Genomic DNA, 25645 nt, shown 5'->3' with positions numbered 1-25645 from the left:
GCCTCTCCTCTGTTGGAGGGATATGGAGCAACATTCGTGCCCCGAAAGTGTGCGCCCCCTAAACTCGCCCCATGCTTGTTCTGGGAATCGAATCGTCGTGCGACGAAACCGGCGTGGCCCTCGTCGAGTCGCAGGGCGGCGCCACGCCGCTCTTGCGCGCGCATGCGCTGCACAGCCAGATCGCGATGCACCAGGCCTACGGCGGCGTGGTGCCGGAGCTGGCCAGCCGCGACCACATCCGGCGCGTGCTGCCGCTCGCGCAGACGGTGTTCGACGAAGCCGGCCGCCATCTGGCCGAGGTTGACGTGGTGGCCTACACGCGCGGCCCGGGTCTGGCCGGTGCCCTGCTGGTCGGCGCCGGGGTGGCCTGCGCGCTGGGTGCGGCGCTCGGCAAGCCGGTGCTCGGCGTACACCATCTGGAGGGGCACCTGCTCTCGCCGTTTCTCAGCGCCGACCCGCCCGAGTTTCCGTTCGTTGCGCTGCTGGTGTCGGGCGGCCACACCCAGTTGATGCGGGTCGACGGCGTGGGGCGCTACGAGATCCTCGGCGAAACCATCGATGACGCGGCTGGCGAGGCCTTCGACAAGAGCGCCAAGCTCATGGGCCTGCCATACCCGGGCGGCCCGTGGCTCGCCAAACTGGCGGAGCAGGGCGACCCGGCCGCATTCAGGTTGCCGCGCCCCCTGCTGCACAGCGGCGACCTTGATTTCTCGTTTGCCGGGCTCAAGACAGCCGTCATGACGCAGGCGAAAAAGCTCGGTGAAGAACTGGAAGCCCGCAAGGCCGACCTGGCCGCGTCGACGCAGGCGGCCATCGTCGAAGTGCTGCTGAAAAAGAGTCTGGCCGCGCTCGACGCGACCGGCATGAGCCGGCTCGTCGTGGCCGGTGGCGTGGGCGCCAACCGGGATCTGCGCCGGCAGCTCGATGCCGCCTGCGCGAAGCGTGGCGTGCGCGTGCACTACCCCGAGCTGCATTTGTGCACGGACAACGGCGCGATGATCGCGATGGCAGCGGCCATGCGGCTGCAGGCGGGCATGGAGAAAGCCTCCGCGCGCTATGCCTTCGACGTCAAGCCGCGCTGGCCGCTCGATGCGCTGGCGGCGGCCTGAGGCGGTCTATTCCGCCTTCTCGCCGGCTGCGCTGTCCGCGTCGAAGGTCATGCCCGGCCGGTAGCGCTCCGATTCGCGCTCGAGCCGCTGGAACTCGCGTCCATAGGTCTGCGCGAGCTGCGGCCAGCGCCGGAACAGGTTGAAGTTTTCAGCGTTCTGCTGTGCACCTGCACGGGTGAAATTCATCGAGCCGAAGCCGACCGTTCCCGCATCGATCACCAGAAACTTGTGGTGCATCACCGGATAGCGTGCGTTGATCCAGAGCGGCACGCCGCGGTTGTGAAAGAAGGTGGCGCTGGAATAGCGCTGCGTCACCTGGGAGCGGTCGAGCACCACCCGCACGTCGACTTTGCGTGCATGGGCCTCGTCCAGCGCCTTTGCCACCACCGACGAGGTGAAGAAGTAGCCGGCAATCCATACGCGGGTGCGGGCGTCGGCAATCGCGGCGGCAATGGCGCGGTCGGTGTTCGCGCCGGGCGAGAAAAACACCTCGGCCGTTGCACGGGCGTCCGGTGACGGCACGGCGACGACCTCGGACGCCTGCAGCGGCAGCGCCAGCGCGGCCGCCGTCAGGGCCAGCGGGACAGATCGGAAGAGGGAAGGCACTGCGGGTTCAGACGTCCACGGTCAGCGGCACAGGCGCCGCGCTGTGGACCGGCAACGGCAGCACGTCGAGCATCTGGCGCCAGAGGTCAGCCCACTGCGGCCAGTCGTGGCCGCCTTCCGTAGTGAACACGTGGCCTTCGGGCAGCACCTCGGCCAACAGCCGGTGGTTCGCTGCGAAGCGGTCGCTGAGGCCGTAGCCCAGGTACAGCGGGGGTATGTGCCTGGAGGCCGCGGGGTCGGCATATTGCTGCAGCCAGGGCCACAGCTTGCGGTCGGCTTCGTCGTCGGGCGGCGGCCCGTCGGGTTGGCGCCACGCACGCAGGCCGCCGGCCTTGAGGATTTCGGCGCCGAGCGGTCGGCGCCCGAGGTAAGGCGCGAGGGCGACAATGCCATCGACACGGCCCGGACGCGCCAGTTCATGGATCAGCGCGCCAAAGCCACCGATCGAGATACCGACCAGCCAGATCGATTGGTAGCCCCTTGCGCGCTGTGGTTCGATCACGCCCGCATGCAGGCGCTCGATGAAGGACTGGTCGTAGTAATAGGAGACGTTGGCGTCGACCAGCATCACGTCGGCGGCCAGATTGTGTTCGCGCACCGCGCTCACGAAGCCCTCGCGCTCGAAGTCTTCCAGCTTCAGAAAGGCACCTGGCAAGAAAACGAGCAAGGTGTCGGCGCGTGCGCCGGGACTGGCTGCTTGCAAATGCGTGATCATCGGGCCTGCTTCAAGAAAAACATCAGCCTCGAGTCGGCAAAACCGGTCCCAGGCTGAAGTTCATATAAGAAAAAAGTATTTGAAAAAAGGTTACTGAATGCAGGGGGTGTTCGACCCGATTGTCGCCTCACACGTAAAAAAGGCCGGCAACAAGAAGTTACCGGCCCGTTGTTTTCGGGGGCAGTTACTGGATCGACAACTCGACTTTGGTGCTAACCGGAATCCGCTTGCCGAGCTTGAGCGTCAGCACGCCATTCACAAGTCTGGCTTCGCTGGCGGCGGCGTCGATGTCGAGCGGCAACTCGTAGGCGGCCTTGACCTGGCGCGCGGCTTCGGCCTTGCTCTCGATGCGAACAACGGCGCCTTCAATGCTGATGCTCAGGTCTTCACGCGAGAGGCCGGGCACGTCGAGCGACAAGGTCCAGCTGGCGTCGTCCTGTTCAACTTTCACGCCCTGGCGCGCGGTCGAGGCGCTGGAGAAGGCCTGGTTGACGAAGCGCTCGAAGCTGCGGTCGTGGAAGCGGGGAGAGAAGGTGCGAACTGCGGGTGCAAAGAACATGATGAACTCCTGAATCGAATGAAAGATGGAGACAAGGGGGACAAGAATGTGTGTCCCTTACACTGCGCGGCCTTTCCATCAATGCGTGCCGCATGCCATCTCATCTAGGCATCTGCAGGCGCGTTTCAAGAGCATGAATCTCCCCGATATTTCGCGTCGCCGGGTCTTGAAATCCGGTGCGCTGGCGCTAGGCAGCACGCTCGCGGCATCGGCGGCTCTGCCGCTGCATGCACAGGCCGTGCAGCCGATCCGGCTGGCGCTGGTCGAAAGCATGAGCGGCCCTTTCGCCAATACCGGCGAGGCTGTGTTCCGCAACCTGCTGTGGGCCGTGGAGCGGGTCAATGCGCGCGGCGGCATCAAGCTGCCGGGGGGCGCTCGGCAGCTACAGCTCGACCGCTACGACAGCAAGGGCCAGAACGAGGAGGCGCTGTCGGCCTTGCGTGCGGCCATGGACGATGGCGCGCGCATCGTGCTGCAGGGCAACTCGTCGGCCACCGCGGCCGCGCTGCTCGACGCGATCGACAAGAACAACGAGCGCGACCCTTCGCGCCGCGTGATCTTCCTCAACTACTCGGCGGTCGATCCGGTGCTCACCAACGAGCGCTGCAGCTTCTGGCACTTTCGTTTCGACGCGCATGCCGACATGCGCGTGACCGCCCTGATGGATGTGATGAAAGACGACGCGGCGCTCAAGAGGGTCTACCTGATCGGCCAGGATTACAGCTTCGGCCAGGCGGTGCTGCGCGAAACGAAGCGGCAATTTGTCCAGCTGCGGCCCGATGTGCAGGTGGTGGGCGACGAGTTGCATCCGATGGGCCGCGTGAAGGACTTTTCCCCCTACGCGAGCAAGATCCTTGCAAGCGGCGCACAGGCCGTGGTCACCGGCAACTGGGGCAACGACCTCACGCTGCTGGTGAAGGCGGCGCGCGAGGTCGGCTACCAGGGCAAGTTCTACACGTTCTATGGCAACGCGCTCGGTGCGCCCGCGGCGATCGGCGAAGCCGGCATCGGTCGCGTCGCAGCGGTGGCCGACTGGCTGCCGAACGTGCAGACGCCCGCGTCGGAAGCGTTCTACCAGTCGTTTCGCGCACGTTTTCCGAAGCCGGCCGACGACTATGTGCACATGCGCATGCAGTTGCTGGTCGAGGCGCTGGCACAGGCGCTCGAGCGCGCCGCGAGCACCGACGCGGTGCCGGTGGCGCGGGCGCTCGAATCCGCCGATGTCACGTTTGCCGGCCAACGCGGGCGCATGCGCGCCGCCGACCACCAGTTCCAGCAGCAGCTGGTGGTCGGCGTGATGGACAGGCAGGGCGCACCCGGCGTGAAGTTCGACGTCGAAGGCTCGGGCTACGGCTTTCGCGTGGTCAAGACCATCGAGGCCTCACGCGCCGAAATGCCCACCAGCTGCCGGATGCAGCGGCCGGGCTGAGGCCGTGGAGAATCGACCGATGCGCAACGCCATCCTCAACCTCGAAGCCTCCAGGATCCGTGAAGTCGCCAATGCCGGGCTCGGCCGCGACGACGTGCTCGCGTTCTGGTTCGGCGAAAGCGACGAAATCACGCCCGAGTTCATCCGCCAGGCTGCGATCGATTCGCTGGCTCGCGGTGAAACCTTCTATTCCCACAATCTCGGCCTGCCCGAACTGCGCGAAGCGATCGCGGCCTATACCAGCCGCCTGCACCCGCGCGTGGACGCCGGCCGCATCGCGGTCACTTCGGGCGGCGTCAACGCGCTGATGCTTGCGGTGCAGGCGCTGGTCGATGCCGGCGACGAGGTGGTAGCGGTCACGCCGGTCTGGCCCAACCTCACGGCCCAGCCGGCGATCCTCGGCGCCACGGTGCGCTGCGTGCCGCTGGTGGCCCGGGAGGGGGAATGGGCGCTCGACCTCGACGCGTTGCGTACGGCGGTCACCGCAGCCACCCGGCTGCTGATCGTCAACGCGCCGAACAACCCCACCGGCTGGACGATGACGCGGGCCGAGCAGCAGGCCATCCTCGACCACTGCCGCGGCACCGGCACCTGGATCCTGGCCGACGAGGTGTACGAGCGGCTGTATTACGAACCGAGCCCGAACGGCTGCGCGCCGAGCTTTCTCGACATTGCCTCGCCGGACGACCGCCTCGTGGTCGTTCACAGCTTCTCCAAGAGCTTCCTCATGACCGGCTGGCGGCTCGGCTGGCTGGTGCTGCCGCCCGCGCTGATGGACGGCATCGGCAAGCTGATCGAGTTCAACACCTCCTGTGCGAGCGTGTTTACCCAGCGCGCCGGCGTGGTGGCACTCGCGCGCACCGACGAAGTCACGCCACGCGTGGTGGCGCACCTGAAACAGTGCCGCGACACACTGGTGCCGCTGCTCGCGGCCGTGCCGGGGGTCAAGGTTGCGCCGGCCCGTGGCGGGATGTACGCCTTCTTCCAGCTCGACGGCTTCGATGACTCGCTGGCCGTCGCCAAGCGCCTGGTGACCGAGGCCGGCCTCGGCCTGGCTCCCGGCAACGCCTTCGGCCCGGAAGCCCAGGGCTGGCTGCGCTGGTGCTTCGCTTCAAAGGAGCCGCAGCGGCTGGTTGAAGGGGTGAATCGGCTGGCGCGCTGGCTCGGGCTATAATCGACGGGCTTTGCTTTTTGGCAATCCGCACGGTGCGTGCAGTTCCAGCGCACACCGCAAGTCAAACATCCCGGAACAAGGAAACCAACCATGATCGCAGCCTCCATCAAGGCCGAAGTCGTCAAAGACAACGCCCGCGCCGCCAACGACACCGGCAGTCCTGAAGTGCAAGTCGCACTGCTGACCGCCCGCATCAACGAGCTCACCCCCCACTTCAAGACGCACGCCAAGGATCACCACGGCCGTCGCGGCCTGCTGCGCATGGTGAGCCGCCGCCGCAAGCTCCTGGACTACCTCAAGTCCAAGGATGCCGACCGTTACACCGCGCTGATCGCCAAGCTGGGCCTGCGCAAGTAATTCGAATCGCATGCAAAAACGCCTGAGTTAGTCCACTAGCTCAGGCGTTTTTTACTTCGTGAACCCTTTTCGGAGTGCAAAACAGAGCGAAGCTGTGTCATTCCAATGAAGTTCGAGTCGAACTGCACTGGAATGGCATCGTGTTCTGAGAGCGCTCCAACCGCCCGCGGGGACTGTGTGCCCCGCCATCAAAACAGGAGCAAAACATGAGCCTCTTCAACAAAATCACCAAGTCCTTCCAATGGGGCGACAAGACCGTCGTTCTGGAAACCGGTGAAATCGCGCGCCAGTCCGGCGGCGCCGTCATCGTCGACATCGAAGGCACCGTGGTGCTGGCCACCGTGGTGGCGTCCAAATCGGCCAAGCCCGGTCAGGACTTCTTCCCGCTGACCGTCGACTACATCGAGAAGACCTACGCCGCGGGCAAGATCCCGGGCAGCTTCTTCAAGCGCGAAGCCAAGCCGAGCGAGCACGAAACGCTGACCAGCCGCCTGATCGACCGCCCGATCCGCCCGCTGTTCCCCGAAGGCTTCCTGAACGAGGTGCACGTGGTCATCCACACGCTGTCGCTCAACCCCGAAGTCGATGCTGACATCGCCGCCATGATCGGCGTCAGCGCCGCGCTGTCGATTTCCGGCATTCCTTTCAGCGGCCCGATCGGCGCCGCCCGCGTTGGCTACATCAATGGCCAGTACGTGCTGAACCCCGGCCAGACCGCGCGCCGCGATTCGCAGATGGACCTGATCGTTGCCGGCACCGAAGCTGCCGTGCTGATGGTCGAGTCCGAAGCCCTGCAACTGTCTGAAGAAATCATGCTCGGCGGCGTGGTGTTCGGCCATGAACAAGCCAACATCGCGATCAACGCCATCCACGAACTCGTGCGCGACGCCGGCAAGCCGGTGTGGGACTGGCAGCCGGCTGCCAAGGACGAGGCTTTCATCGCCAAGGTCAATGGCCTCGCCGAAGAAAAGCTGCGCGCGGTCTACCAGATCCGCAGCAAGCAAGCCCGCACGCAAGCGCTGCGCGAAGCCAATGCCAGCGTGATGGCGGCGCTCAAGGACGGCGGCGAGCCCTTCGAGGCAGGCAAGGTCAACGACCTGCTGTTCGAGATCGAAGCCAAGATCGTGCGCAGCCAGATCCTCGAAGGCGAGCCCCGCATCGACGGCCGCGACACGCGCACCGTGCGCCCGATCGAGATCCGCAATTCGGTGCTGCCGCGCACCCACGGCTCGGCGCTTTTCACCCGCGGCGAAACGCAGGCCCTCGTGGTTACCACGCTCGGCACCGAGCGCGACGCACAGCGCATCGATGCGCTCATGGGCGAGTACGAAGACCGCTTCATGTTCCACTACAACATGCCTCCGTTCGCCACCGGCGAAGTGGGCCGCATGGGCTCGACCAAGCGCCGCGAAATCGGCCACGGCCGGCTGGCCAAGCGCGCACTGGTTGCGGTGCTGCCGACCAAGGAAGAGTTTCCCTACACCGTGCGCGTCGTCTCGGAAATCACCGAGTCGAACGGCTCCTCGTCGATGGCTTCGGTCTGCGGCGGCTGCCTGTCGATGATGGACGCCGGCGTGCCGATGAAGGCGCACGTGGCCGGCATCGCCATGGGCCTGATCAAGGAAGGCAACCGCTTCGCGGTGCTGACCGACATCCTGGGTGACGAGGATCATCTGGGCGACATGGACTTCAAGGTGGCCGGCACGACCAACGGCATCACCGCGCTGCAGATGGACATCAAGATCCAGGGCATCACCAAGGAAATCATGCAGGTTGCGCTGGCGCAGGCCAAGGAAGCGCGCATGCACATCCTGGGCAAGATGCAGGAAGCCATGGGCGAGGCCAAGGCCGAAGTCTCGAGCTTCGCGCCCCGCCTGACCACGCTGAAGATCAACCCCGAGAAGATCCGCGACGTGATCGGCAAGGGTGGTGCGGTCATCCGCGGCCTGCAGGAAGAAACCGGCACGACCATCAACATCGACGAGGACGGCACCATCACGATCGCCTCGACCGATCCGGAAAAGGCCGAATTCGCCAAGAAGCGCATCGAGCAGATCACGGCCGAAGTCGAAATCGGCAAGGTCTACGAAGGCCCGGTCACCAAGATCCTGGACTTCGGCGCGCTGATCAACCTGCTGCCCGGCAAGGACGGCCTGCTGCACATCAGCCAGATCGCGCACGAGCGCGTCGAGAAGGTGACCGACTATCTGAGCGAAGGCCAGATCGTGAAGGTCAAGGTTCTCGAGACCGACGAAAAGGGTCGCGTCAAGCTGTCGATGAAGGCGCTGACCGAGCGTCCGGCCGGCATGGAGTTCCAGGAACGTCCGCCGCGCGAAGACCGTGGTGACCGTGGCGATCGCCCGCCGCGTGGCGACCGCGCACCGCGTGGTGACCGTCCGCCGCGTTTCGAAGGCGAGCGCAACGACGCACCGCGCAACGAGCAGCAGCCGCAGCGCGAAGCAGCACCGGCGCTGGCCGAACCGCAGCAGGGCGTGTATGCGGCCCGCGGCGAAGGCGACAACGGCGAACGGCAAGGCTGATCGCAACCGCAAGGGGCGCCGCAAGGCACCCCTTGCCATCTTTTTCATCGCAGCATCCGCCCATTGGGTGGGCTGCAGCCCGAAAAGACCATGAAAGCGATTGAAATCACTTCGTTCGGCGCCCCTGAGGTGCTGCGCGTCGCCGAGCGTCCCGCGCCCGTTGCGGGTGCCGGCGAACTGCTGATCCGCGTCGCCGCGAGCGGTGTGAATCGGCCCGACGTCTTGCAGCGCATGGGCCAGTACCCCGTGCCGCCGGGCGCGTCCGACCTGCCGGGCCTCGAAGTGGCCGGCGAGATCGTCTCAGGTGACGCGGCGGCGATGGCCGAAGCCGGCTTCAAGGTTGGCGACGCCGTCTGCGCACTGGTGGCCGGTGGCGGCTATGCCGAGCTTTGCGTTGCGCCGGTGGTGCAGTGCCTGCCGGTGCCAAAGGGCTGGAGCGCAGCCGACGCGGCCAGCCTGCCCGAAACCTTCTTCACGGTCTGGAGCAACGTGTTCGAGCGCGGCCGGCTGCAGGCGGGCGAGACGCTGCTGGTGCAGGGTGGTTCGAGCGGCATCGGCGTGACGGCGATCCAACTCGGCAGGGCGCTCGGCGCCCGCGTGATCGCGACGGCCGGCAGCGACAAGAAGTGCGCGGCGTGCCGCGCGCTCGGCGCCGACCACGCGATCAACTACAAGACCAGCGACTTCGTGGCGGAAGTGAAGCAGCTCACGGACGGCAAGGGTGTCGACGTGATCCTCGACATGGTGGCCGGCGACTACGTGGCGCGCGAGATCGACTGCCTGGCCGATGACGGCCGGCTCGTGATCATCGCGGTGCAGGGCGGGGTGAAGAGCGAATTCAACGCGGGCCAGCTGCTGCGCCGCCGGCTCACCGTGACCGGCTCGACCTTGCGGCCGCGGCCGGTTGCGTTCAAGGGGGCGATCGCACGCGCGCTGCGCGAAAAGGTCTGGCCGCTGCTCGAGCGTGGCGAGTTCAAGCCCGTGATTCACAGCCGCTTTGCTGCGGTCGATCCGGACGGCGCGGCGCAGGCCCATCGGCTGATGGAATCGAACGAGCACATCGGCAAGATCGTGCTTACTTGGTAAGGGAGACCCACGATGCACCACAAGCAACTCATTGCCGGCAACTGGAAGATGAACGGCGGCCTGGCTGCCAATGCGACGCTGCTGCAGGCGCTCAAGCAGGGCATCGGCACGCCTGCCTGCGACGTGGCGGTGTGCGTGCCGGCGCCGTATCTGGCGCAGGTGCAAACGCTCGTTGCCGGTTCGCCGATCGCGCTGGGTTCGCAGGACGTGTCAGCCCATGCGCAGGGTGCCTACACCGGCGAACAATCGGGCGCGATGCTGAAGGATTTCGGCGTGCGCTACGCCATCGTCGGTCACTCGGAGCGTCGCCAGTACCACGCCGAGAGCGACGACACGGTGGCGGCCAAGACCGCGGCCGCACTGGCCAGCGGCATCACGCCGATCGTCTGTGTCGGCGAAACGCTGGCGCAGCGCGAAGCAGGGCAGACCGACGAGGTGGTCAAGCGGCAACTGGCTGCGGTGATCCACGTCAATGGCCATTGCATCAGCGAGATCGTGGTTGCCTACGAGCCGGTGTGGGCCATCGGCACCGGCAAGACGGCCACGCCGGAGCAGGCGCAGGCCGTGCACGCGGTGCTGCGCGCCCAGTTGCATCACGCAGCGAGCGAGCATGCTGCGGGCATCCGCATCCTCTACGGCGGCAGCATGAATGCGGCCAACGCGGCCGAACTGCTGTCGCAGCCCGACATCAACGGTGGACTGATCGGCGGCGCGTCGCTCAAGGCCCCCGACTTTTTGCAAATCATTGTGGCAGCGCGCTGAGTCCGGCGGCGCTGCGATATCGAACCAGGAGTAAGAAAAAATGAACCTCGTCCTCAACATTCTGGTGGGCGTCCAGATGCTCACCGCGCTGGCAATGATCGGCCTGATCCTGATCCAGCACGGCAAGGGTGCCGACATGGGCGCAGCTTTCGGCAGCGGCAGTGCCGGCAGCCTGTTCGGCGCCAGCGGCAGTGCCAATTTCCTGTCGCGCACCACGGCTGTGCTGGCGGCAGTGTTTTTCGTCTGCACGCTGGCGCTGGCCTACTTCAGCCATGCGCGTCCGGCGGGTGGCGGCAGTCTGCTCGAGCGCGCTGCAGTTGGTGCGCCGGCCGCGCCGGCTTCGGGCTCGGCAGCGCAAATTCCGAAGGCCGACGGCGACGCGGCTGCACCGGCCGCGGGCGCCAGTGCACCTGCTCCTGCACCGGCCGCACCGGCAGCGGGCGCGGGACAGATCCCGACCAAGTGATTGCATCCATTTCGATGCAGTGCGCAGCCGGAAAGCGCTGTATTTCAGGGTAAACTCTGACTCTGTCTGGAAAGCCAAAACCCTCACCGGTTCCTCATGCCATCCAGACAATAAAAACCGCGGTCGTGGTGAAATTGGTAGACACGCTATCTTGAGGGGGTAGTGGCGAAAGCTGTGCGAGTTCGAGTCTCGCCGACCGCACCAAATATCACCGGCAGGAACACTTCCTGCTGGTGGCAAGCGGTGATAGAACCTTCCCGATGAACCTCGATTCCTACCTCCCCGTCCTGCTGTTCATCCTGGTCGGTATCGGTGTCGGAATCGCACCACAGGTTCTGGGCTACATCCTTGGCCCGAACCGGCCCGATGCGGCCAAAAACTCCCCTTACGAATGCGGCTTCGAAGCCTTCGAAAACGCCCGCATGCAGTTCGATGTGCGCTACTACCTGGTGGCCATCCTGTTCATTCTGTTCGACCTCGAAATCGCATTCCTCTTCCCATGGGCCGTGGCGCTCAAGGAAGTTGGTGCCGCTGGTTTCTGGGCCGTCGTGATCTTTCTCGCCATCCTCGTCGTGGGCTTCGTCTACGAGTGGAAAAAAGGCGCGCTCGACTGGGAATAGCCGAGCTTCGGCAACAAGGTACACCCATGGCCATTGAAGGCGTTTTCAAGGAAGGCTTCGTCACCACGTCGTACGACTCGGTGGTGAACTGGGCCAAGACCGGCTCGTTGTGGCCCATGACCTTCGGTCTGGCCTGCTGCGCTGTCGAAATGATGCATGCGGCTGCGGCGCGCTACGACATCGGGCGCTTCGGCGCCGAAGTGTTCCGTGCCAGCCCGCGCCAGTCCGATCTGATGATCGTGGCCGGCACGCTGTGCAACAAGATGGCGCCCGCGCTGCGCAAGGTCTACGACCAGATGGCGGAGCCGCGCTGGGTGTTGTCGATGGGGTCGTGTGCCAATGGCGGCGGCTATTACCACTACAGCTACTCGGTGGTGCGCGGCTGCGACCGCATCGTGCCGGTCGACGTCTATGTGCCGGGCTGTCCGCCCACAGCGGAAGCTTTGATCTACGGGATCATCCAGCTCCAGCAGAAGGTGCGTCGCACCAACACCATCGCGCGCGCCTGAGCCCGGGGCCTTCATGACAACTTTTGCGATCGCTCCCGAAGTCCTCAAGGACACGATTTCCGCCACGCTCGGCGACAAGGTCGCCAGCATCACCGTCGCGCTAGGCGAGGTGACGCTGGTGGTCAAGGCGGCCGACTATCTCGAGGCCATGCAGGCCTTGCGCGACGCGCCGGGCTGCAAGTTCGAGCAGCTCATCGACCTCTGTGGCGTCGACTACTCGGCCTGGCGTGACAGCGTCTGGGAAGGCCCGCGCTACTGCGCCGTGTCGCACCTGCTGTCGGTCTCGTTGAACCAGCGCGTGCGCGTCAAGGTGTTCTGTCCCGACGACGATTTTCCGGTGATCCAGTCGGTGATGCATCTCTGGAATTCGGCCAACTGGTTCGAGCGCGAAGCCTTCGATCTCTACGGCATCGTGTTCGAGGGGCACGTCGACCTGCGCCGCATCCTGACCGACTACGGCTTCATCGGTCATCCGTTCCGCAAGGACTTCCCGCTGTCGGGCCACGTCGAAATGCGTTACGACGAAGAGCTCAAGCGCGTGGTCTACCAGCCCGTGACGATCGAGCCGCGCGAAGTCACGCCGCGCATCATCCGCGAAGAAAACTACGGCGGTTTGCACTGACATGGCAGACATCAAGAACTACACGCTGAATTTCGGGCCGCAGCATCCGGCCGCGCACGGTGTGCTGCGCCTCGTGCTGGAGCTCGACGGCGAGGTCGTGCAACGTGCCGACCCGCACATCGGCCTGCTCCACCGCGCCACCGAGAAGCTGGCCGAGGGCAAGACCTACATCCAGTCGCTGCCGTACATGGACCGTCTCGACTACGTGTCGATGATGTGCAACGAGCATGCCTACTGCCTTGCGATCGAAAAGCTGCTGGGCCTCGAGGTGCCGATCCGCGCGCAGTACATCCGCGTGCTGTTCTCCGAGATCACGCGCCTGCTGAACCACCTGATGTGGCTCGGTTCGCATGCGAACGACTGTGGCAGCTCGACCGTGCTGATCTACGCATTCCGCGAGCGCGAAGACCTGTTCGACATGTACGAGGCGGTGTCGGGTGCGCGCATGCATGCGGCGTACTTCCGTCCGGGCGGCGTCTACCGCGACCTGCCGGACACGATGCCGCAGTACAAGGTCAGCAAAATCAAGAATGCCAAGGCGCTGGCGCGCATGAACGAGAACCGCCAGGGTTCGCTGCTCGACTTCATCGACGACTTCTCCCAACGCTTCGTGAAGCATATGGAGGAGTACCACACGCTGCTGAGCGACAACCGCATCTGGAAGCAGCGCACCGTCGGCATCGGCGTGATGACACAGGAGCGCGCGCTGAGCCTGGGCCTGACCGGCCCGATGCTGCGCGGCTCGGGCATCGCATGGGACTTGCGCAAGACGCAGCCCTACGACGTCTACGACCGCATGGACTTCGACATTCCCGTGGGCAAGACCGGCGATTGCTATGACCGGTACCTGGTGCGCATGGAAGAAATGGCGCAGTCCAACCGCATCATCAAGCAGTGCGTGGACTGGCTGCGCGTGAATCCTGGCCCGGTGATCACCGACAACCACAAGGTCGCCGCGCCCGAGCGCGAGTCGATGAAGGCCAACATGGAGGAGCTGATCCATCACTTCAAGCTCTTCACCGAAGGCTTCCACGTACCCGAAGGCGAAGCCTATGCGGCCGTCGAGCACCCCAAGGGCGAGTTCGGCATCTACCTGGTGAGCGACGGTGCCAACAAGCCCTACCGGCTGAAGATCCGTGCGCCGGGTTTCGCGCACCTTGCGGCACTCGATGAAATGGCCCGTGGCCACATGATCGCGGACACCGTGGCCGTGATCGGCACCCTGGACATCGTGTTCGGAGAGATCGATCGATGAGCATTCAAAGCACTTCCGCGAGCACCTCGGCGATCGACGCCCCCATGCTCGATCTTTTTGCCCGTGAGGTCGCCAAGTACCCGGCCGACCAGGCGCAATCTGCCGTGATGGCCTGCCTGACCATCGTGCAGAAGGCGCACGGCTATGTGAGCCTCGAAAGCGAGAAGGTCATCGCCGACTACCTCGGCATGCCGCCGATCGCGGTGCACGAGGTCACGACCTTCTACAACATGTACAACCAGCATCCGGTGGGCAGGTTCAAGCTCAACGTCTGCACCAACCTGCCGTGCCAGTTGCGCGACGGCGCCACGGCGCTGGCGCACCTGGAAAAGAAGCTCGGCATCAAGATGGGCGACACCACGCAAGATGGCATGTTCACGCTGCAGCAGAGCGAGTGCCTGGGCGCCTGCGCCGACTCGCCCGTGATGCTGGTGAACGACCGCACCATGTGCAGCTTCATGAGCAACGAGAAGCTCGACCAGCTCATCGACGGGCTGCGCACCGCCTCGACCGGGGAGGCGCACTGATGTCCCCTGATCAAGTCCTCTCGCAGTTCCAGGCAACGGGTGTCCAGACCTGTTTCCACGACCGCCACATTGCGCCGCAGATCTATGCGGGCCTCGACGGTACCAACTGGCGCCTGGCCGACTACGAAGCGCGTGGCGGCTACAGCGCGCTGCGCAAGATCCTGACCGAAGGCATGACGCCGGACCAGGTGATTGCCGAGGTCAAGGGCTCGGGTCTGCGCGGCCGCGGCGGCGCCGGTTTTCCCACCGGCCTCAAGTGGAGCTTCATGCCGCGCCAGTTTCCGGGGCAGAAGTACCTGGTCTGCAACTCGGACGAAGGCGAACCGGGCACCTGCAAGGATCGCGACATCCTGCACTACAACCCGCACATCGTGATCGAAGGCATGGCCATCGCTGCCTACGCGATGGGCATCAGCGTTGGCTACAACTACATCCACGGCGAGATCTTCGCGACCTACGACCGCTTCGAGGAAGCGCTCGAAGAGGCGCGCGCGGCCGGCTATCTCGGCGACAAGATCATGGACAGCGGCTACAACTTCCAGCTGCATGCGGCGCATGGCTTCGGCGCCTACATCTGTGGCGAAGAAACCGCCTTGCTCGAATCGCTCGAGGGCAAGAAGGGCCAGCCGCGCTTCAAGCCGCCGTTCCCGGCCAGCTTCGGCCTCTACGGCAAGCCGACCACGATCAACAACACCGAGACCTTCGCGGCTGTGCCGTGGATCATCAACAACGGCGGCCCGGCGTACCTTGAATGCGGCAAGCCGAACAACGGCGGCACCAAGATCTATTCGGTGAGCGGCGACGTCGAGTTGCCGGGCAACTACGAGGTGCCGATGGGCACGCCATTTGCCAAGCTGCTCGAGCTGGCCGGCGGCGTGCGCAAGGGCCGCCAGCTCAAGGCGGTGATCCCCGGTGGATCGTCGGCGCCGGTGCTGCCCGCATCCATCATGATGGAGTGCACGATGGACTACGACTCCATCGCAAAGGCCGGCTCGATGCTGGGTTCCGGCGCGGTGATCGTGATGGACGACAGCCGCTCGATGGTCGAGTCGCTCAAGCGCCTCTCGTACTTCTACATGCACGAGTCCTGCGGCCAGTGCACGCCGTGCCGCGAAGGCACGGGCTGGCTCTGGCGCGTGGTCGACCGCATCCACAACGGCCAGGGTCGCCAGACCGACATGGATCTGCTCAACTCGGTCGCCGACAACATCCAGGGCCGCACAATCTGCGCGCTGGGCGATGCCGCTGCGATGCCCGTGCGCGCCATGATCAAGCACTTCCGCCACGAGTTCGAGGCGCTGATTCCGGGCTACGTGCCCAAGACGCCCGTCAAGGCCTGAGCCCGGTAAACACATATGGTTGAAATCGAACTCGACGGCAAGAAGGTCGACGTGACCGAAGGCAGCATGATCATGCATGCGGCCGACAAGGCGGGCACCTACATCCCGCATTTCTGCTATCACAAGAAGCTCAGCATCGCGGCCAACTGCCGCATGTGCCTGGTGGACGTGGAAAAGGCGCCCAAGCCGATGCCGGCCTGCGCCACGCCCGTGACGCAGGGCATGATCGTGCGCACCAAGAGCGAAAAGGCCATCAAGGCCCAGCAATCGGTGATGGAGTTCCTGCTCATCAACCACCCGCTCGACTGCCCGATCTGCGACCAGGGCGGCGAGTGCCAGCTGCAGGATCTGGCCGTCGGCTACGGCGGCTCCAGCTCGCGCTACCAGGAAGAGAAGCGTGTCGTATTCCACAAGGACGTCGGCCCGCTGATCAGCATGGAAGAGATGAGCCGCTGCATCCACTGCACGCGCTGTGTCCGCTTTGGCCAGGAAGTGGCCGGCGTGATGGAACTCGGCATGATCCATCGCGGCGAGCATTCCGAAATCACCACGGTGCTCGGCGAGACCGTCGATTCCGAGTTGTCGGGCAACATGATCGACATCTGTCCGGTCGGCGCTCTCACGAGCAAGCCGTTCCGCTACAGCGCCCGCACCTGGGAGCTGTCGCGCCGCAAGGCGGTCAGCCCGCACGATTCGACCGGTGCCAACCTGATCGTCCAGGTCAAGAACAACAAGGTCATGCGCGTCGTTCCGCTCGAGAACGAAGATGTCAACGAATGCTGGATCGCCGACCGGGATCGCTTCTCCTATGAGGCGCTCAACAGCGACGAGCGACTGACGCAGCCCATGCTCAAGCAGGGCGGCCAATGGCAGGCGGTCGATTGGCAGACCGCGCTCGAGTACGTGGCCAACGGCCTGCGCCAGATCAAGACCGACCATGGCGCTGCCGCCATCGGCGCGCTGGTCAGCCCGCACAGCACGGTGGAAGAACTCGCGTTGGCCGGCGCACTGGTGCGCGGCCTCGGCAGCGAAAACATCGACCACCGCCTGCGCCACGCCGACTTCACGACGGCCGACGGCATCCGCTGGCTCGGTACCTCGATCGCATCGCTCTCGCAACTGCAGCGCGTGCTGGTCGTCGGTTCGAACCTGCGCAAGGATCACCCGTTGTTCGCGCAGCGCATCCGTCAGGCTGCGCGCAAGGGTGCTGCCGTGCACGCCATCAATTCGAAGGCCGAACTCGCCACGCGCGAAGGCTGGGCGATGTCGCTGTCCAGCACGCAGACCCTGCCGGCCGGCAATTGGGCGCAGGCACTGGCCGATCTGGCCGTTGCCATCGGCGCCGAGAAGGGTGTCGCTGCGCCGTCGAACGGCGAAGCGCACGATGCGGCCAAGGCGCTCGCCAAGTCGATGCTCGGCGGCGAGCGCAAGGCGATCCTGCTGGGCAACGCGGCGGCGCATCATCGCGACGCGTCGCGGCTGCTGGCGCTCGCGCAATGGATCGGCGCCGAAACCGGCGCCAGCGTCGGCTATCTCACCGAAGCGGCCAACACCGTCGGCGCGCAATGGGTCGGCGCGGTGCCGGGGCAGGGTGGCCTGAATGCCGCCCAGATGCTTTCGGGCGGTCTGAAAGCCGTGCTGCTGCTCAACAACGAGCCCGAGTTCGATTCGGCCATCGGTGCCGATGTGTCTGCCGGCCTCACGCACGCCCAGATGGTCGTGACGCTGAGCCCGTTCAAGGCCAATCTGGCGTTTAGCGACGTGCTGTTGCCGATCGCGCCTTTCACCGAGACGCCCGGCACCTTCGTGAACGCCGAAGGGCGCGTGCAGAGCTTCCATGCCGTGGTCAAGCCGCTCGGCGGCGCCCGTCCGGCCTGGAAGGTGTTGCGCGTGCTGGCCAACATGCTGGGGTTGCAGGGCTTCGATTTCGAGTCGTCGCAGGACGTGCTGGCGCAGCTTCGCGGCGCGCAGGACGCAGCCGCAACGCACATTCCCGCGGAGCGGCTCGGCAACGCGGCGCCCGCGGGTGTCGATCTGTCGAGCCCGGTGCGCACCGAGCCGGTCTTGCCGGTGGTCGCGACCATCTACCAGCTCGACGGCATCGTGCGCCGCGCGACTTCGCTGCAACTGACCGCAGACGCGCGTGGCAGCGAGCATGCGGTTCGCGGCACCAAGCCCACGCTCGAAGGGGTGCCCGCATGATCGACGCCATCTACGGCTTCGGCCGCGGCCTCAGTTCGGCCCACTGGTGGGTTGTTGGTGGCTGGCCCGTCATCTGGACGCTGATCAAGATCATCTGCGTGCTTGCGCCGCTGATGGGCGCGGTTGCCTATGCGACGCTCTGGGAGCGCAAGTTCCTGGGCTGGATCCAGGTGCGCCACGGCCCCAACCGCGTCGGGCCGTTCGGCCTGCTGCAGCCGATCGCCGATGCGGTCAAGTTGCTGACCAAGGAAATCATCAGCCCGTCGGCTGCGAGCCCGGGTCTGTTCCGGCTCGGCCCGATCATGGCCATCATGCCGGCCCTGGCCGCGTGGGTTGCCGTTCCCTTCGGCCCCGAAGCCGTGCTGGCGAACGTCAATGCAGGCTTGCTGCTGATCATGGCGATCACCTCGATCGAGGTGTATGGCGTGATCATCGCGGGCTGGGCTTCGAACTCGAAGTACGCCTTCCTCGGCGCGCTGCGTGCGTCGGCCCAGATGGTGAGCTACGAAATCGCGATGGGGTTCTGCCTGGTCGTGGTCATCATGGTCTCGGGCAGCTTGAGCCTGGGGGACGTGGTCGCGGTGCAGGGCAAGGGCATGGGTGCCGACATGGGCTTGGGCTTCCTGTCGTGGAACTGGCTGCCGCTGCTGCCGATCTTCGTGGTCTACGTGATCTCGGGCGTGGCGGAAACCAACCGCCACCCGTTTGACGTGGTCGAAGGCGAAGCCGAAATCGTGGCCGGCCACATGGTCGAGTACTCGGGCATGGGCTTCGCGATCTTCTTCCTCGCCGAGTACGCCAGCATGTGGCTGGTGTCGATCCTGGCCGCGCTGATGTTCCTCGGCGGCTGGCTGTCGCCGGTCGGCTTCCTCGACTTCATTCCGGGCTGGATCTGGCTGGGGCTCAAGACCTTCTTCGTGCTCTCGCTCTTCATCTGGATCCGTGGCACCTTCCCGCGCTTCCGCTATGACCAGATCATGCGTCTGGGCTGGAAGATCTTCATTCCGGTCACCCTGGTGTGGCTGCTGGTGGTCGGGGGCTGGATGCAAACGCCCTGGAACATCTGGAAATAAGCGGAGAAAAACACAATGTCTTCAGCTGTTGCTGCCTCCCCGTTCTCGGTCAAGGACTTCCTCAAGAGCTTCATGCTCGCCGAGCTGTTCAAGGGCATGGTGCTGACCGGGCGCTATGCGTTCAAGCGCAAGATCACGGTTCAGTTCCCGGAAGAAAAGACGCCGCTGTCGCCGCGTTTCCGCGGCCTGCACGCGCTACGCCGCTACGAAAACGGTGAAGAACGCTGTATTGCCTGCAAGCTGTGCGAGGCGGTGTGCCCGGCCGTGGCGATCACGATCGAATCGGAAGTGCGCGACGACGGCTCGCGCCGCACCACGCGCTACGACATCGACCTGACCAAGTGCATCTTCTGCGGCTTCTGCGAAGAGAGTTGCCCGGTCGACTCGATCGTCGAAACCCACATCCTCGAATACCACGGCGAAAAGCGCGGCGACCTGTATTTCACGAAGGAAATGCTGCTGGCCGTGGGCGACCGCTACGAAAAAGAAATCGCGGCCAACAAGGCTGCCGACGCGAAATACCGATAACGGCAGACGCCCTCAAAGAAAAGATCCATGGACGTCAAGACTGGCTTCTTCTACCTGTTCTCGGTCGTGCTGCTGTTTGCAGCCTTCCGGGTGATCACCGCGCGCAATCCGGTGCATGCGGTGCTGTACCTGATGCTCGCGTTCTCGCAGGCATCGGCGGTCTGGCTGCTGCTGCAGGCCGAGTTTCTCGCCGTCGTACTGGTGCTGGTGTACCTCGGCGCCGTCATGGTGCTGTTCCTGTTCGTCGTGATGATGCTCGACCTCAACATCGACAGCCTGCGACAGGGTTTCTGGAAGCACTTTCCGCTGGCCGCGCTGGTCGGCGTCGTCATTGCGCTGGAAATGGCCTACGTGTTGATGGGCGGCTTCCGCCAGTTGCCGGGCGCCGCGGCGCAGGCCCAGGCCGCCATGACGCAGGGCTCGAATACCAAGGTGCTTGGCATCCTTCTCTATACCGAGTACCTGTATCCGGTTCAGATCGCGGCGGTCATCCTCGTCGTGGCGATGATCGCGGCCATCGCACTGACGCTGCGCCAGCGCAAGGACACCAAGTTCGTCGATGTGCAGGATCAGGTGCACGTCAAGGCGCGCGACCGGATGAAGCTGGTCAAGGTCGAGGCGACCCAGCCGGCGCAGCCACCCGCGCCGCCGCCGACAGAAGAGGCCGCGCCGGCCACACCGGAGAAGAAGGCATGACGTTGACGCTCCCTCACTACCTTTCGCTGGGCGCGATGCTGTTCGCGATGTCGGTCGTCGGCATCTTCCTGAACCGCAAGAACCTGATCGTGCTGCTGATGTGCATCGAGCTGATGCTGCTCGCGGTCAACATGAACTTCGTCGCGTTCTCGCACTATCTGGGCGACATGCACGGCCAGGTCTTCGTGTTCTTCATCCTGACCGTCGCCGCCGCCGAATCGGCGATCGGCCTCGCATTGCTCGTGCTGCTGTTCCGCAACAAGTCGAACATCAATGTCGACGAGCTCAACTCGCTCAAGGGATAACCAGGGTTCACCATGAGCGCAACGCTTTCTGCATCCACATTGCTGGCCGTACCGCTGGCGCCCCTGGTCGGCTCGGTCGTGGCCGGCCTGTTCGGCACCAAGTTCGCCGGCGATCACATCGGCCGCAAGGTCACGCATTCGCTCACCATCCTCGGTGTGCTGGTCGCCTTCATCATTTCGGCCATGACGCTCAAGAGCGTTGTCGTCGACGGCGCCCGCTTCAACGCCACCATCTACGAATGGATGGTCGTGGGCGGGCTGAAGATGGAAATCGGCTTTCTGGTCGACGGCCTCACCGCCATGATGATGTGTGTCGTGACCTTCGTGTCGCTGATGGTGCACATCTACACCATCGGCTACATGGAAGAAGACGACGGCTACAACCGTTTCTTCGCCTATATCTCGTTGTTCACCTTCTCGATGCTGATGCTCGTGATGAGCAACAACATGCTGCAGCTGTTCTTCGGCTGGGAAGCGGTGGGCCTGGTGTCGTACCTGCTGATCGGCTTCTGGTACAACAAGCCGACCGCGATCTTCGCGAACATGAAGGCCTTCGTGGTCAACCGCGTCGGCGACTTCGGCTTCATCCTCGGCATCGGCTTGATTGCTGCCTATGCCGGTACGCTCAACTACGGCGAGGCTTTCGCCAAGGCCGACGCGCTGGCCAAGCTCAGCTTCCCCGGCACCGAGTGGATGCTGATCACGGTGATCTGCATCTGCCTGTTCATCGGCGCCATGGGCAAGAGCGCGCAGTTCCCGCTGCACGTGTGGCTGCCTGACTCGATGGAAGGCCCGACCCCGATCTCGGCGCTGATCCACGCCGCCACGATGGTGACGGCCGGCATCTTCATGGTGGCGCGCATGTCGCCGCTGTTCGAACTGAGCGACACGGCGCTGAGCTTCATCCTGGTGATCGGCGCGATCACGGCGCTGTTCATGGGCTTCCTCGGCATCATCCAGAACGACATCAAGCGCGTGGTGGCGTACTCGACGCTGTCCCAACTCGGCTACATGACGGTTGCGCTCGGTGCCTCGGCCTATTCGGTCGCGGTGTTCCACCTGATGACCCACGCCTTCTTCAAGGCGCTGCTGTTCCTCGGCGCTGGTTCGGTGATCATCGGCATGCACCACAACCAGGACATCCGGTGGATGGGCAATGTGCGCAAGTACATGCCGATCACCTGGATCACCTCGCTGGTCGGCTCGCTCGCGTTGATAGGTACGCCGTTCTTCGCCGGCTTCTACTCGAAGGACAGCATCATCGAGGCGGTGCACGAGAGCCATCTCTGGGGTTCGGGCTTTGCCTACTTCGCGGTGGTTGCCGGCGTGTTCGTCACGGCTTTCTACTCGTTCCGCATGTACTTCCTGGTATTCCATGGCAAGGAACGCTACGACCAGAATCCGGACGCGCACCACGACGCCCACCATGACGATGCGCACGATGCGCACGGCCACGACGACCACCATGGCCACGATGCCAAGCCGCACGAGTCGCCCTGGGTGGTCTGGCTGCCGCTGGTGTTGCTGGCGATCCCGTCGGTCGTGATCGGTTTCATGACCATCCAGCCGATGCTGTTTGGCGATTTCTTCAAGGACGCGATCGTGGTCGACAGCCACAAGCACCATGCGATGAAGGAAATGGCTGAAGCCTTCCACGGCCCGGTGGCCATGGCGATTCATGGCCTGAGCACGCTGCCGTTCTGGCTCGCGCTGGCCGGTGTGGTCGCTGCCTTCTACATGTACATGGTCAACCCGGCACTGCCGGCTGCGATCAAGCGTGCGTTCGGGCCGGTCTACCGCCTGCTCGACAACAAGTACTACCTCGACTGGTTCAACGAGAACGTCATCGCCCGCGGCACGCGTGCACTCGGTACCGGCTTGTGGAAGGGCGGCGATCAGGCGGTCATCGACGGCGCGATCGTCAATGGGTCATGGAAGCTGGTCGGCCGCATTTCGGGCGCGGTGCGCTGGCTGCAGACCGGCTACATCTACCACTACGCGTTTGCGATGCTGCTCGGCGTCTTCGTCCTGATGACGTACTTCATCTGGTTCAACAGGTAAGCGGCAGCGCTGGAGAAAAAGAAAAATGGGTTTGTTGAGCCTTGCCATCTGGATGCCGATCGCATTCGGTGTCGTGTTGCTGGCGTTTGGTCGCGACGAGCATGCCAAGGGCGTGCGTTGGATCGCGCTCGTCGGATCCATCGCGAGCTTTCTGGTCACCATACCGCTCTACACGCGGTTCCAGACCGACAGTGCCGCGATGCAGTTCGTCGAGAAGGACAGCTGGATCGCGCGTTTCAATGTGAGCTACCACCTCGGTATCGACGGGATCTCGCTGTGGCTGGTACTGCTGACGGCATTCATCACGGTGGTGGTGGTGATCTCGGCATGGGAAGTGATCACCGAGCGCGTCAACCAGTACATGGGCGCGTTCCTGATCCTGTCGGGCTTGATGATCGGTGTGTTCGCTGCGCTCGACGGGATCCTGTTCTACGTGTTCTTCGAAGCCACGCTGATCCCGATGTACCTGATCATCGGCATCTGGGGCGGGCCGAACAAGATCTACGCGGCTTTCAAGTTCTTCCTGTACACGCTGATCGGCTCGCTGCTGATGCTGGTCGCGCTGATCTACCTCTACAACACGTCGGGCGGCAGCTTCGACATCCTGACCTGGCACAAGCTCAAGCTCGGCAGCACGGCGCAGACGCTGCTGTTCTTCGCGTTCTTCGCGGCGTTCGCGGTGAAGGTGCCGATGTGGCCGGTGCATACCTGGCTGCCGGACGTGCACGTCGAAGCACCGACCGGTGGCTCGGCCGTGCTGGCGGCGATCATGCTGAAGCTCGGCGCCTACGGTTTCCTGCGCTTCTCGATGCCGATCGCACCCGACGCCTCGCGTGAATGGGCCTGGTTCATCATCGCGCTCTCGCTGATCGCCGTGATCTACGTGGGTCTGGTGGCGCTGGTGCAGCAGGACATGAAAAAGCTGGTGGCTTATTCGTCGGTGGCGCACATGGGCTTCGTGACGCTCGGCTTCTTCATCTTCAACGACCTCGGCGTGTCCGGCGGCATCGTGCAGATGATCGCGCACGGCTTCGTGTCGGCGGCGATGTTCCTGGGCATCGGCGTGCTGTATGACCGCGTGCATTCACGCCAGATCGCCGACTACGGCGGTGTGGTCAACACCATGCCCAAGTTCGCGGCCTTCGCGCTGCTCTTTGCGATGGCCAATTGCGGCCTGCCGGGCACGGCCGGTTTTGTCGGCGAGTGGATGGTGATCCTCGGCGCGGTGAAGTCCAACTTCTGGCTCGGCTTCGGCGCCGCCACGGCGCTGATCTTCGGTGCCGCCTACACGCTGTGGATGTACAAGCGCGTCTACCTCGGCCCGGTCGGCAACGACCATGTGAAGGAACTGGTCGACATCAATGCGCGCGAGTTCCTCATGCTGTCGCTGTTGGCGATCGCGGTGCTCTGGATGGGCATTTATCCGAAGCCGTTCACCGATGTCATGAATGCATCGGTGGGCGAGTTGCTGCGCCATGTCGCGGTGTCCAAGCTCCCCTGAAATGTATGACCCCCACGTTTGCGGCTTCGCCGCTGCACTGCCCCCCGAGGGAGCCCCGGCCCGGCTTGGGGCGGCCCGGCGCCGACCGGCATCGCTGAACAAGAGAACGAGATGATTGACAAACTCAGCTGGATGACGATCTACCCCGAGATCGTGTTGCTGGTCATGGCCTGCGTTATTGCGCTGGTGGATCTGTCCGACCCGAGCCCGCGCCGCACCCGCACCTATGTGCTGACGCTGCTGACGCTCGCCGTGGTGGCTTTTCTCACGGCGCTCAACGCCAACGGCGGCAAGACTGCCTACGGCTTCGGCGGCATGGTGGTCAGTGACCCGATGGGCAACTGGCTCAAATGTTTCGCCACGGTCGCGTTGATGGTGACGCTGGTCTACGGCCGGCCCTATGCGGCCGATCGCGGCATGTTGCGCGGCGGCGAGATCTTCACCCTGAGCATGTTCGCCTTGCTCGGCATGTTCGTGATGATGTCGGGCGGCAATTTCCTGCTGATCTACCTTGGCCTCGAACTGCTCACCCTGTCGAGCTACGCACTGGTGGCGCTGCGGCGCGACAACGCGATCGCGAGCGAAGCGGCGATGAAGTACTTCGTGCTCGGCGCCATGGCAAGCGGCTTCCTGCTGTACGGCATGTCGATGATGTACGGCGCCACCGGTTCGCTCGACATCAACGAGGTCTACAAGGCCATCGCGAGCCGCAAGGTCGACCACCAGGTTCTGGTGTTCGGGCTGGTGTTCATCGTTTCCGGTCTGGCTTTCAAGGTTGGCGCTGCGCCGTTCCACATGTGGGTGCCCGACGTGTACCAGGGCGCGCCGACGGCCGTGACGCTGCTGATTGGCGCCGCGCCCGAACTCGCCGCCTTTGCGATCATCATTCGCCTGCTGGTGGAGGGGCTTCTGCCGCTCGCCATCGACTGGCAGCAGATGCTGGCGGTGCTGGCCGTGGCTTCGCTGCTGATCGGGAACCTGGCGGCCATTGCGCAGAGCAACCTCAAGCGCATGCTGGCCTATTCGACCATCTCGCAGATGGGCTTCATGCTGCTCGGCCTGGTCGCCGGCGTGGTCAACGGCAACACCTACAACGCCCAGTTCGCCTACAGCGCCTCGATGTTCTACATCGTGAGTTACGTGCTGACCACGCTCGCAAGCTTCGGCATCATCCTGCTGCTGGCGCGCGAGGGCTTCGAGAGCGAGGAGATCGTCGATCTCGCCGGCCTCAACCAGCGCAGCCCGCTCTATGCCGGTGTGATGGCGATCGCGATGTTTTCGCTGGCCGGGCTGCCGCCGCTGGTCGGGTTCTACGCCAAGCTTGCGGTGCTCCAGGCGCTCATCGCTTCGGGTCAGGCGCTCTACATCGGTATTGCGGTTTTCGCGGTGATGATGTCGCTGGTCGGCGCGTTCTACTACCTGCGCGTGGTGAAAGTCATGTACTTCGACGCACCGGTCACCGCGACGACGGTTTCGGCACCCCGGGACGTGCGCACCGTGCTCAGCCTCAATGGCGCGATGATCCTGATCCTCGGCATCGTGCCGGGCGGCCTCATGACGCTCTGCGCCGATGCGATCGTGGCCACGCTGGCCAATTGATCCT

24 protein-coding genes, 1 tRNA gene and 1 pseudogene are annotated in these 25645 nt (G+C 64.4%); 23 read left to right on the top strand and 3 right to left on the bottom strand.

Going from position 1 to position 25645, the window contains the following annotated elements:
• The first annotated feature begins 71 nt into the window (after positions 1-71).
• Positions 72-1109 carry a tRNA (adenosine(37)-N6)-threonylcarbamoyltransferase complex transferase subunit TsaD gene (tsaD, locus tag QTI05_RS24970; protein WP_286547258.1) on the top strand — a complete coding sequence of 346 codons (1038 nt, stop codon included), beginning with the start codon at positions 72-74 and terminating at the stop codon, positions 1107-1109.
• 6 nt (positions 1110-1115) lie between these two features.
• On the opposite strand, the gene QTI05_RS24965 is transcribed toward tsaD, so the two are convergent.
• The 3 genes from QTI05_RS24965 to QTI05_RS24955 form a co-directional block, all read right to left on the bottom strand.
• A complete protein-coding gene (locus QTI05_RS24965) occupies positions 1116-1715 on the bottom strand; it encodes a phospholipase D-like domain-containing protein (protein ID WP_286621074.1) in 600 nt (199 codons plus the stop codon).
• Positions 1716-1722: 7 nt separating this feature from the next.
• Positions 1723-2430: an alpha/beta hydrolase-fold protein gene (locus QTI05_RS24960; protein WP_286621072.1), complete on the bottom strand. Its 708-nt coding sequence runs from the start codon at positions 2428-2430 to the stop codon at positions 1723-1725.
• Positions 2431-2614: 184 nt separating this feature from the next.
• The gene (locus tag QTI05_RS24955; RefSeq protein WP_286547255.1) at positions 2615-2989 is read right to left on the bottom strand and encodes an Hsp20/alpha crystallin family protein; all 375 of its coding nucleotides are present in this window, start codon (positions 2987-2989) and stop codon (positions 2615-2617) included.
• Between the two features lie 133 nt (positions 2990-3122).
• On the opposite strand from QTI05_RS24955, the gene QTI05_RS24950 reads away from it, so the two are divergent.
• From QTI05_RS24950 to nuoN, 22 genes and pseudogenes are all read left to right on the top strand, one after another.
• Positions 3123-4418, top strand: a complete 1296-nt coding sequence (locus tag QTI05_RS24950; protein WP_286621071.1) for a branched-chain amino acid ABC transporter substrate-binding protein — start codon at positions 3123-3125, stop codon at positions 4416-4418.
• Positions 4378-5592 (top strand): annotated as a pseudogene (locus QTI05_RS24945) (pyridoxal phosphate-dependent aminotransferase); the annotation flags it as partial. The gene QTI05_RS24950 and the pseudogene QTI05_RS24945, both read left to right, overlap by 41 nt.
• A gap of 90 nt (positions 5593-5682) precedes the next feature.
• Positions 5683-5949 carry a 30S ribosomal protein S15 gene (gene rpsO / locus QTI05_RS24940; RefSeq protein ID WP_007837783.1) on the top strand — a complete coding sequence of 89 codons (267 nt, stop codon included), beginning with the start codon at positions 5683-5685 and terminating at the stop codon, positions 5947-5949.
• A gap of 206 nt (positions 5950-6155) precedes the next feature.
• A complete protein-coding gene (gene pnp, locus QTI05_RS24935) occupies positions 6156-8489 on the top strand; it encodes a polyribonucleotide nucleotidyltransferase (RefSeq protein WP_286621068.1) in 2334 nt (777 codons plus the stop codon).
• Positions 8490-8579: 90 nt separating this feature from the next.
• Positions 8580-9575, top strand: coding sequence for an NAD(P)H-quinone oxidoreductase (locus QTI05_RS24930; RefSeq protein WP_286621066.1), 996 nt, complete (start codon positions 8580-8582; stop codon positions 9573-9575).
• Between the two features lie 12 nt (positions 9576-9587).
• Entirely contained in the window at positions 9588-10337 is a 750-nt protein-coding gene (gene tpiA, locus QTI05_RS24925; protein WP_286621064.1) for a triose-phosphate isomerase, read from the top strand.
• Between the two features lie 40 nt (positions 10338-10377).
• Positions 10378-10803 (top strand): preprotein translocase subunit SecG, encoded by a 426-nt coding sequence (gene secG / locus QTI05_RS24920; protein WP_286547246.1) that lies wholly within the window; start codon positions 10378-10380, stop codon positions 10801-10803.
• 119 nt (positions 10804-10922) lie between these two features.
• A tRNA-Leu gene (locus QTI05_RS24915) sits at positions 10923-11007 on the top strand.
• Between the two features lie 56 nt (positions 11008-11063).
• The gene (locus QTI05_RS24910) at positions 11064-11423 is read left to right on the top strand and encodes an NADH-quinone oxidoreductase subunit A (RefSeq protein ID WP_286547245.1); all 360 of its coding nucleotides are present in this window, start codon (positions 11064-11066) and stop codon (positions 11421-11423) included.
• A gap of 26 nt (positions 11424-11449) precedes the next feature.
• Positions 11450-11932 carry a NuoB/complex I 20 kDa subunit family protein gene (locus QTI05_RS24905; protein WP_140839331.1) on the top strand — a complete coding sequence of 161 codons (483 nt, stop codon included), beginning with the start codon at positions 11450-11452 and terminating at the stop codon, positions 11930-11932.
• A gap of 13 nt (positions 11933-11945) precedes the next feature.
• The gene (locus QTI05_RS24900; RefSeq protein ID WP_286621063.1) at positions 11946-12554 is read left to right on the top strand and encodes an NADH-quinone oxidoreductase subunit C; all 609 of its coding nucleotides are present in this window, start codon (positions 11946-11948) and stop codon (positions 12552-12554) included.
• 1 nt (position 12555) lies between these two features.
• A complete protein-coding gene (locus QTI05_RS24895; protein WP_286621061.1) occupies positions 12556-13809 on the top strand; it encodes an NADH-quinone oxidoreductase subunit D in 1254 nt (417 codons plus the stop codon).
• Positions 13806-14336 carry an NADH-quinone oxidoreductase subunit NuoE gene (gene nuoE, locus QTI05_RS24890; protein WP_286621059.1) on the top strand — a complete coding sequence of 177 codons (531 nt, stop codon included), beginning with the start codon at positions 13806-13808 and terminating at the stop codon, positions 14334-14336. Before QTI05_RS24895 ends, nuoE begins: the two co-directional genes overlap by 4 nt.
• On the top strand, positions 14336-15676 hold the full coding sequence (gene nuoF, locus QTI05_RS24885) for an NADH-quinone oxidoreductase subunit NuoF (protein WP_286621057.1): 1341 nt from the start codon (positions 14336-14338) through the stop codon (positions 15674-15676). The genes nuoE and nuoF overlap by 1 nt, the downstream gene beginning before the upstream one ends.
• A 15-nt stretch (positions 15677-15691) precedes the next feature.
• Positions 15692-17878 carry an NADH-quinone oxidoreductase subunit NuoG gene (gene nuoG, locus QTI05_RS24880; protein ID WP_286621054.1) on the top strand — a complete coding sequence of 729 codons (2187 nt, stop codon included), beginning with the start codon at positions 15692-15694 and terminating at the stop codon, positions 17876-17878.
• The gene (gene nuoH / locus QTI05_RS24875; RefSeq protein WP_286547229.1) at positions 17875-18951 is read left to right on the top strand and encodes an NADH-quinone oxidoreductase subunit NuoH; all 1077 of its coding nucleotides are present in this window, start codon (positions 17875-17877) and stop codon (positions 18949-18951) included. Before nuoG ends, nuoH begins: the two co-directional genes overlap by 4 nt.
• A 15-nt stretch (positions 18952-18966) precedes the next feature.
• Positions 18967-19479 carry an NADH-quinone oxidoreductase subunit NuoI gene (nuoI, locus tag QTI05_RS24870; RefSeq protein WP_286547228.1) on the top strand — a complete coding sequence of 171 codons (513 nt, stop codon included), beginning with the start codon at positions 18967-18969 and terminating at the stop codon, positions 19477-19479.
• A gap of 27 nt (positions 19480-19506) precedes the next feature.
• The gene (locus tag QTI05_RS24865; protein ID WP_286547227.1) at positions 19507-20175 is read left to right on the top strand and encodes an NADH-quinone oxidoreductase subunit J; all 669 of its coding nucleotides are present in this window, start codon (positions 19507-19509) and stop codon (positions 20173-20175) included.
• Positions 20172-20480, top strand: a complete 309-nt coding sequence (gene nuoK / locus QTI05_RS24860; RefSeq protein ID WP_286547224.1) for an NADH-quinone oxidoreductase subunit NuoK — start codon at positions 20172-20174, stop codon at positions 20478-20480. The genes QTI05_RS24865 and nuoK overlap by 4 nt, the downstream gene beginning before the upstream one ends.
• A gap of 12 nt (positions 20481-20492) precedes the next feature.
• Complete coding sequence (gene nuoL, locus QTI05_RS24855) at positions 20493-22541, top strand: NADH-quinone oxidoreductase subunit L (RefSeq protein ID WP_286621052.1); 2049 nt, start codon at positions 20493-20495, stop codon at positions 22539-22541.
• A 25-nt stretch (positions 22542-22566) separates the two neighbouring features.
• Entirely contained in the window at positions 22567-24042 is a 1476-nt protein-coding gene (locus QTI05_RS24850) for an NADH-quinone oxidoreductase subunit M (RefSeq protein ID WP_286547221.1), read from the top strand.
• Positions 24043-24153: 111 nt separating this feature from the next.
• Positions 24154-25641 (top strand): NADH-quinone oxidoreductase subunit NuoN, encoded by a 1488-nt coding sequence (gene nuoN / locus QTI05_RS24845; RefSeq protein WP_286547220.1) that lies wholly within the window; start codon positions 24154-24156, stop codon positions 25639-25641.
• Positions 25642-25645: the final 4 nt, after the last annotated feature.

This window comes from Variovorax fucosicus (assembly GCF_030316825.1).
In the GTDB taxonomy this organism is placed as follows: Bacteria; Pseudomonadota; Gammaproteobacteria; order Burkholderiales; family Burkholderiaceae_C; genus Variovorax; species Variovorax fucosicus.
This window is presented reverse-complemented; position numbering and strand designations above follow the sequence as displayed.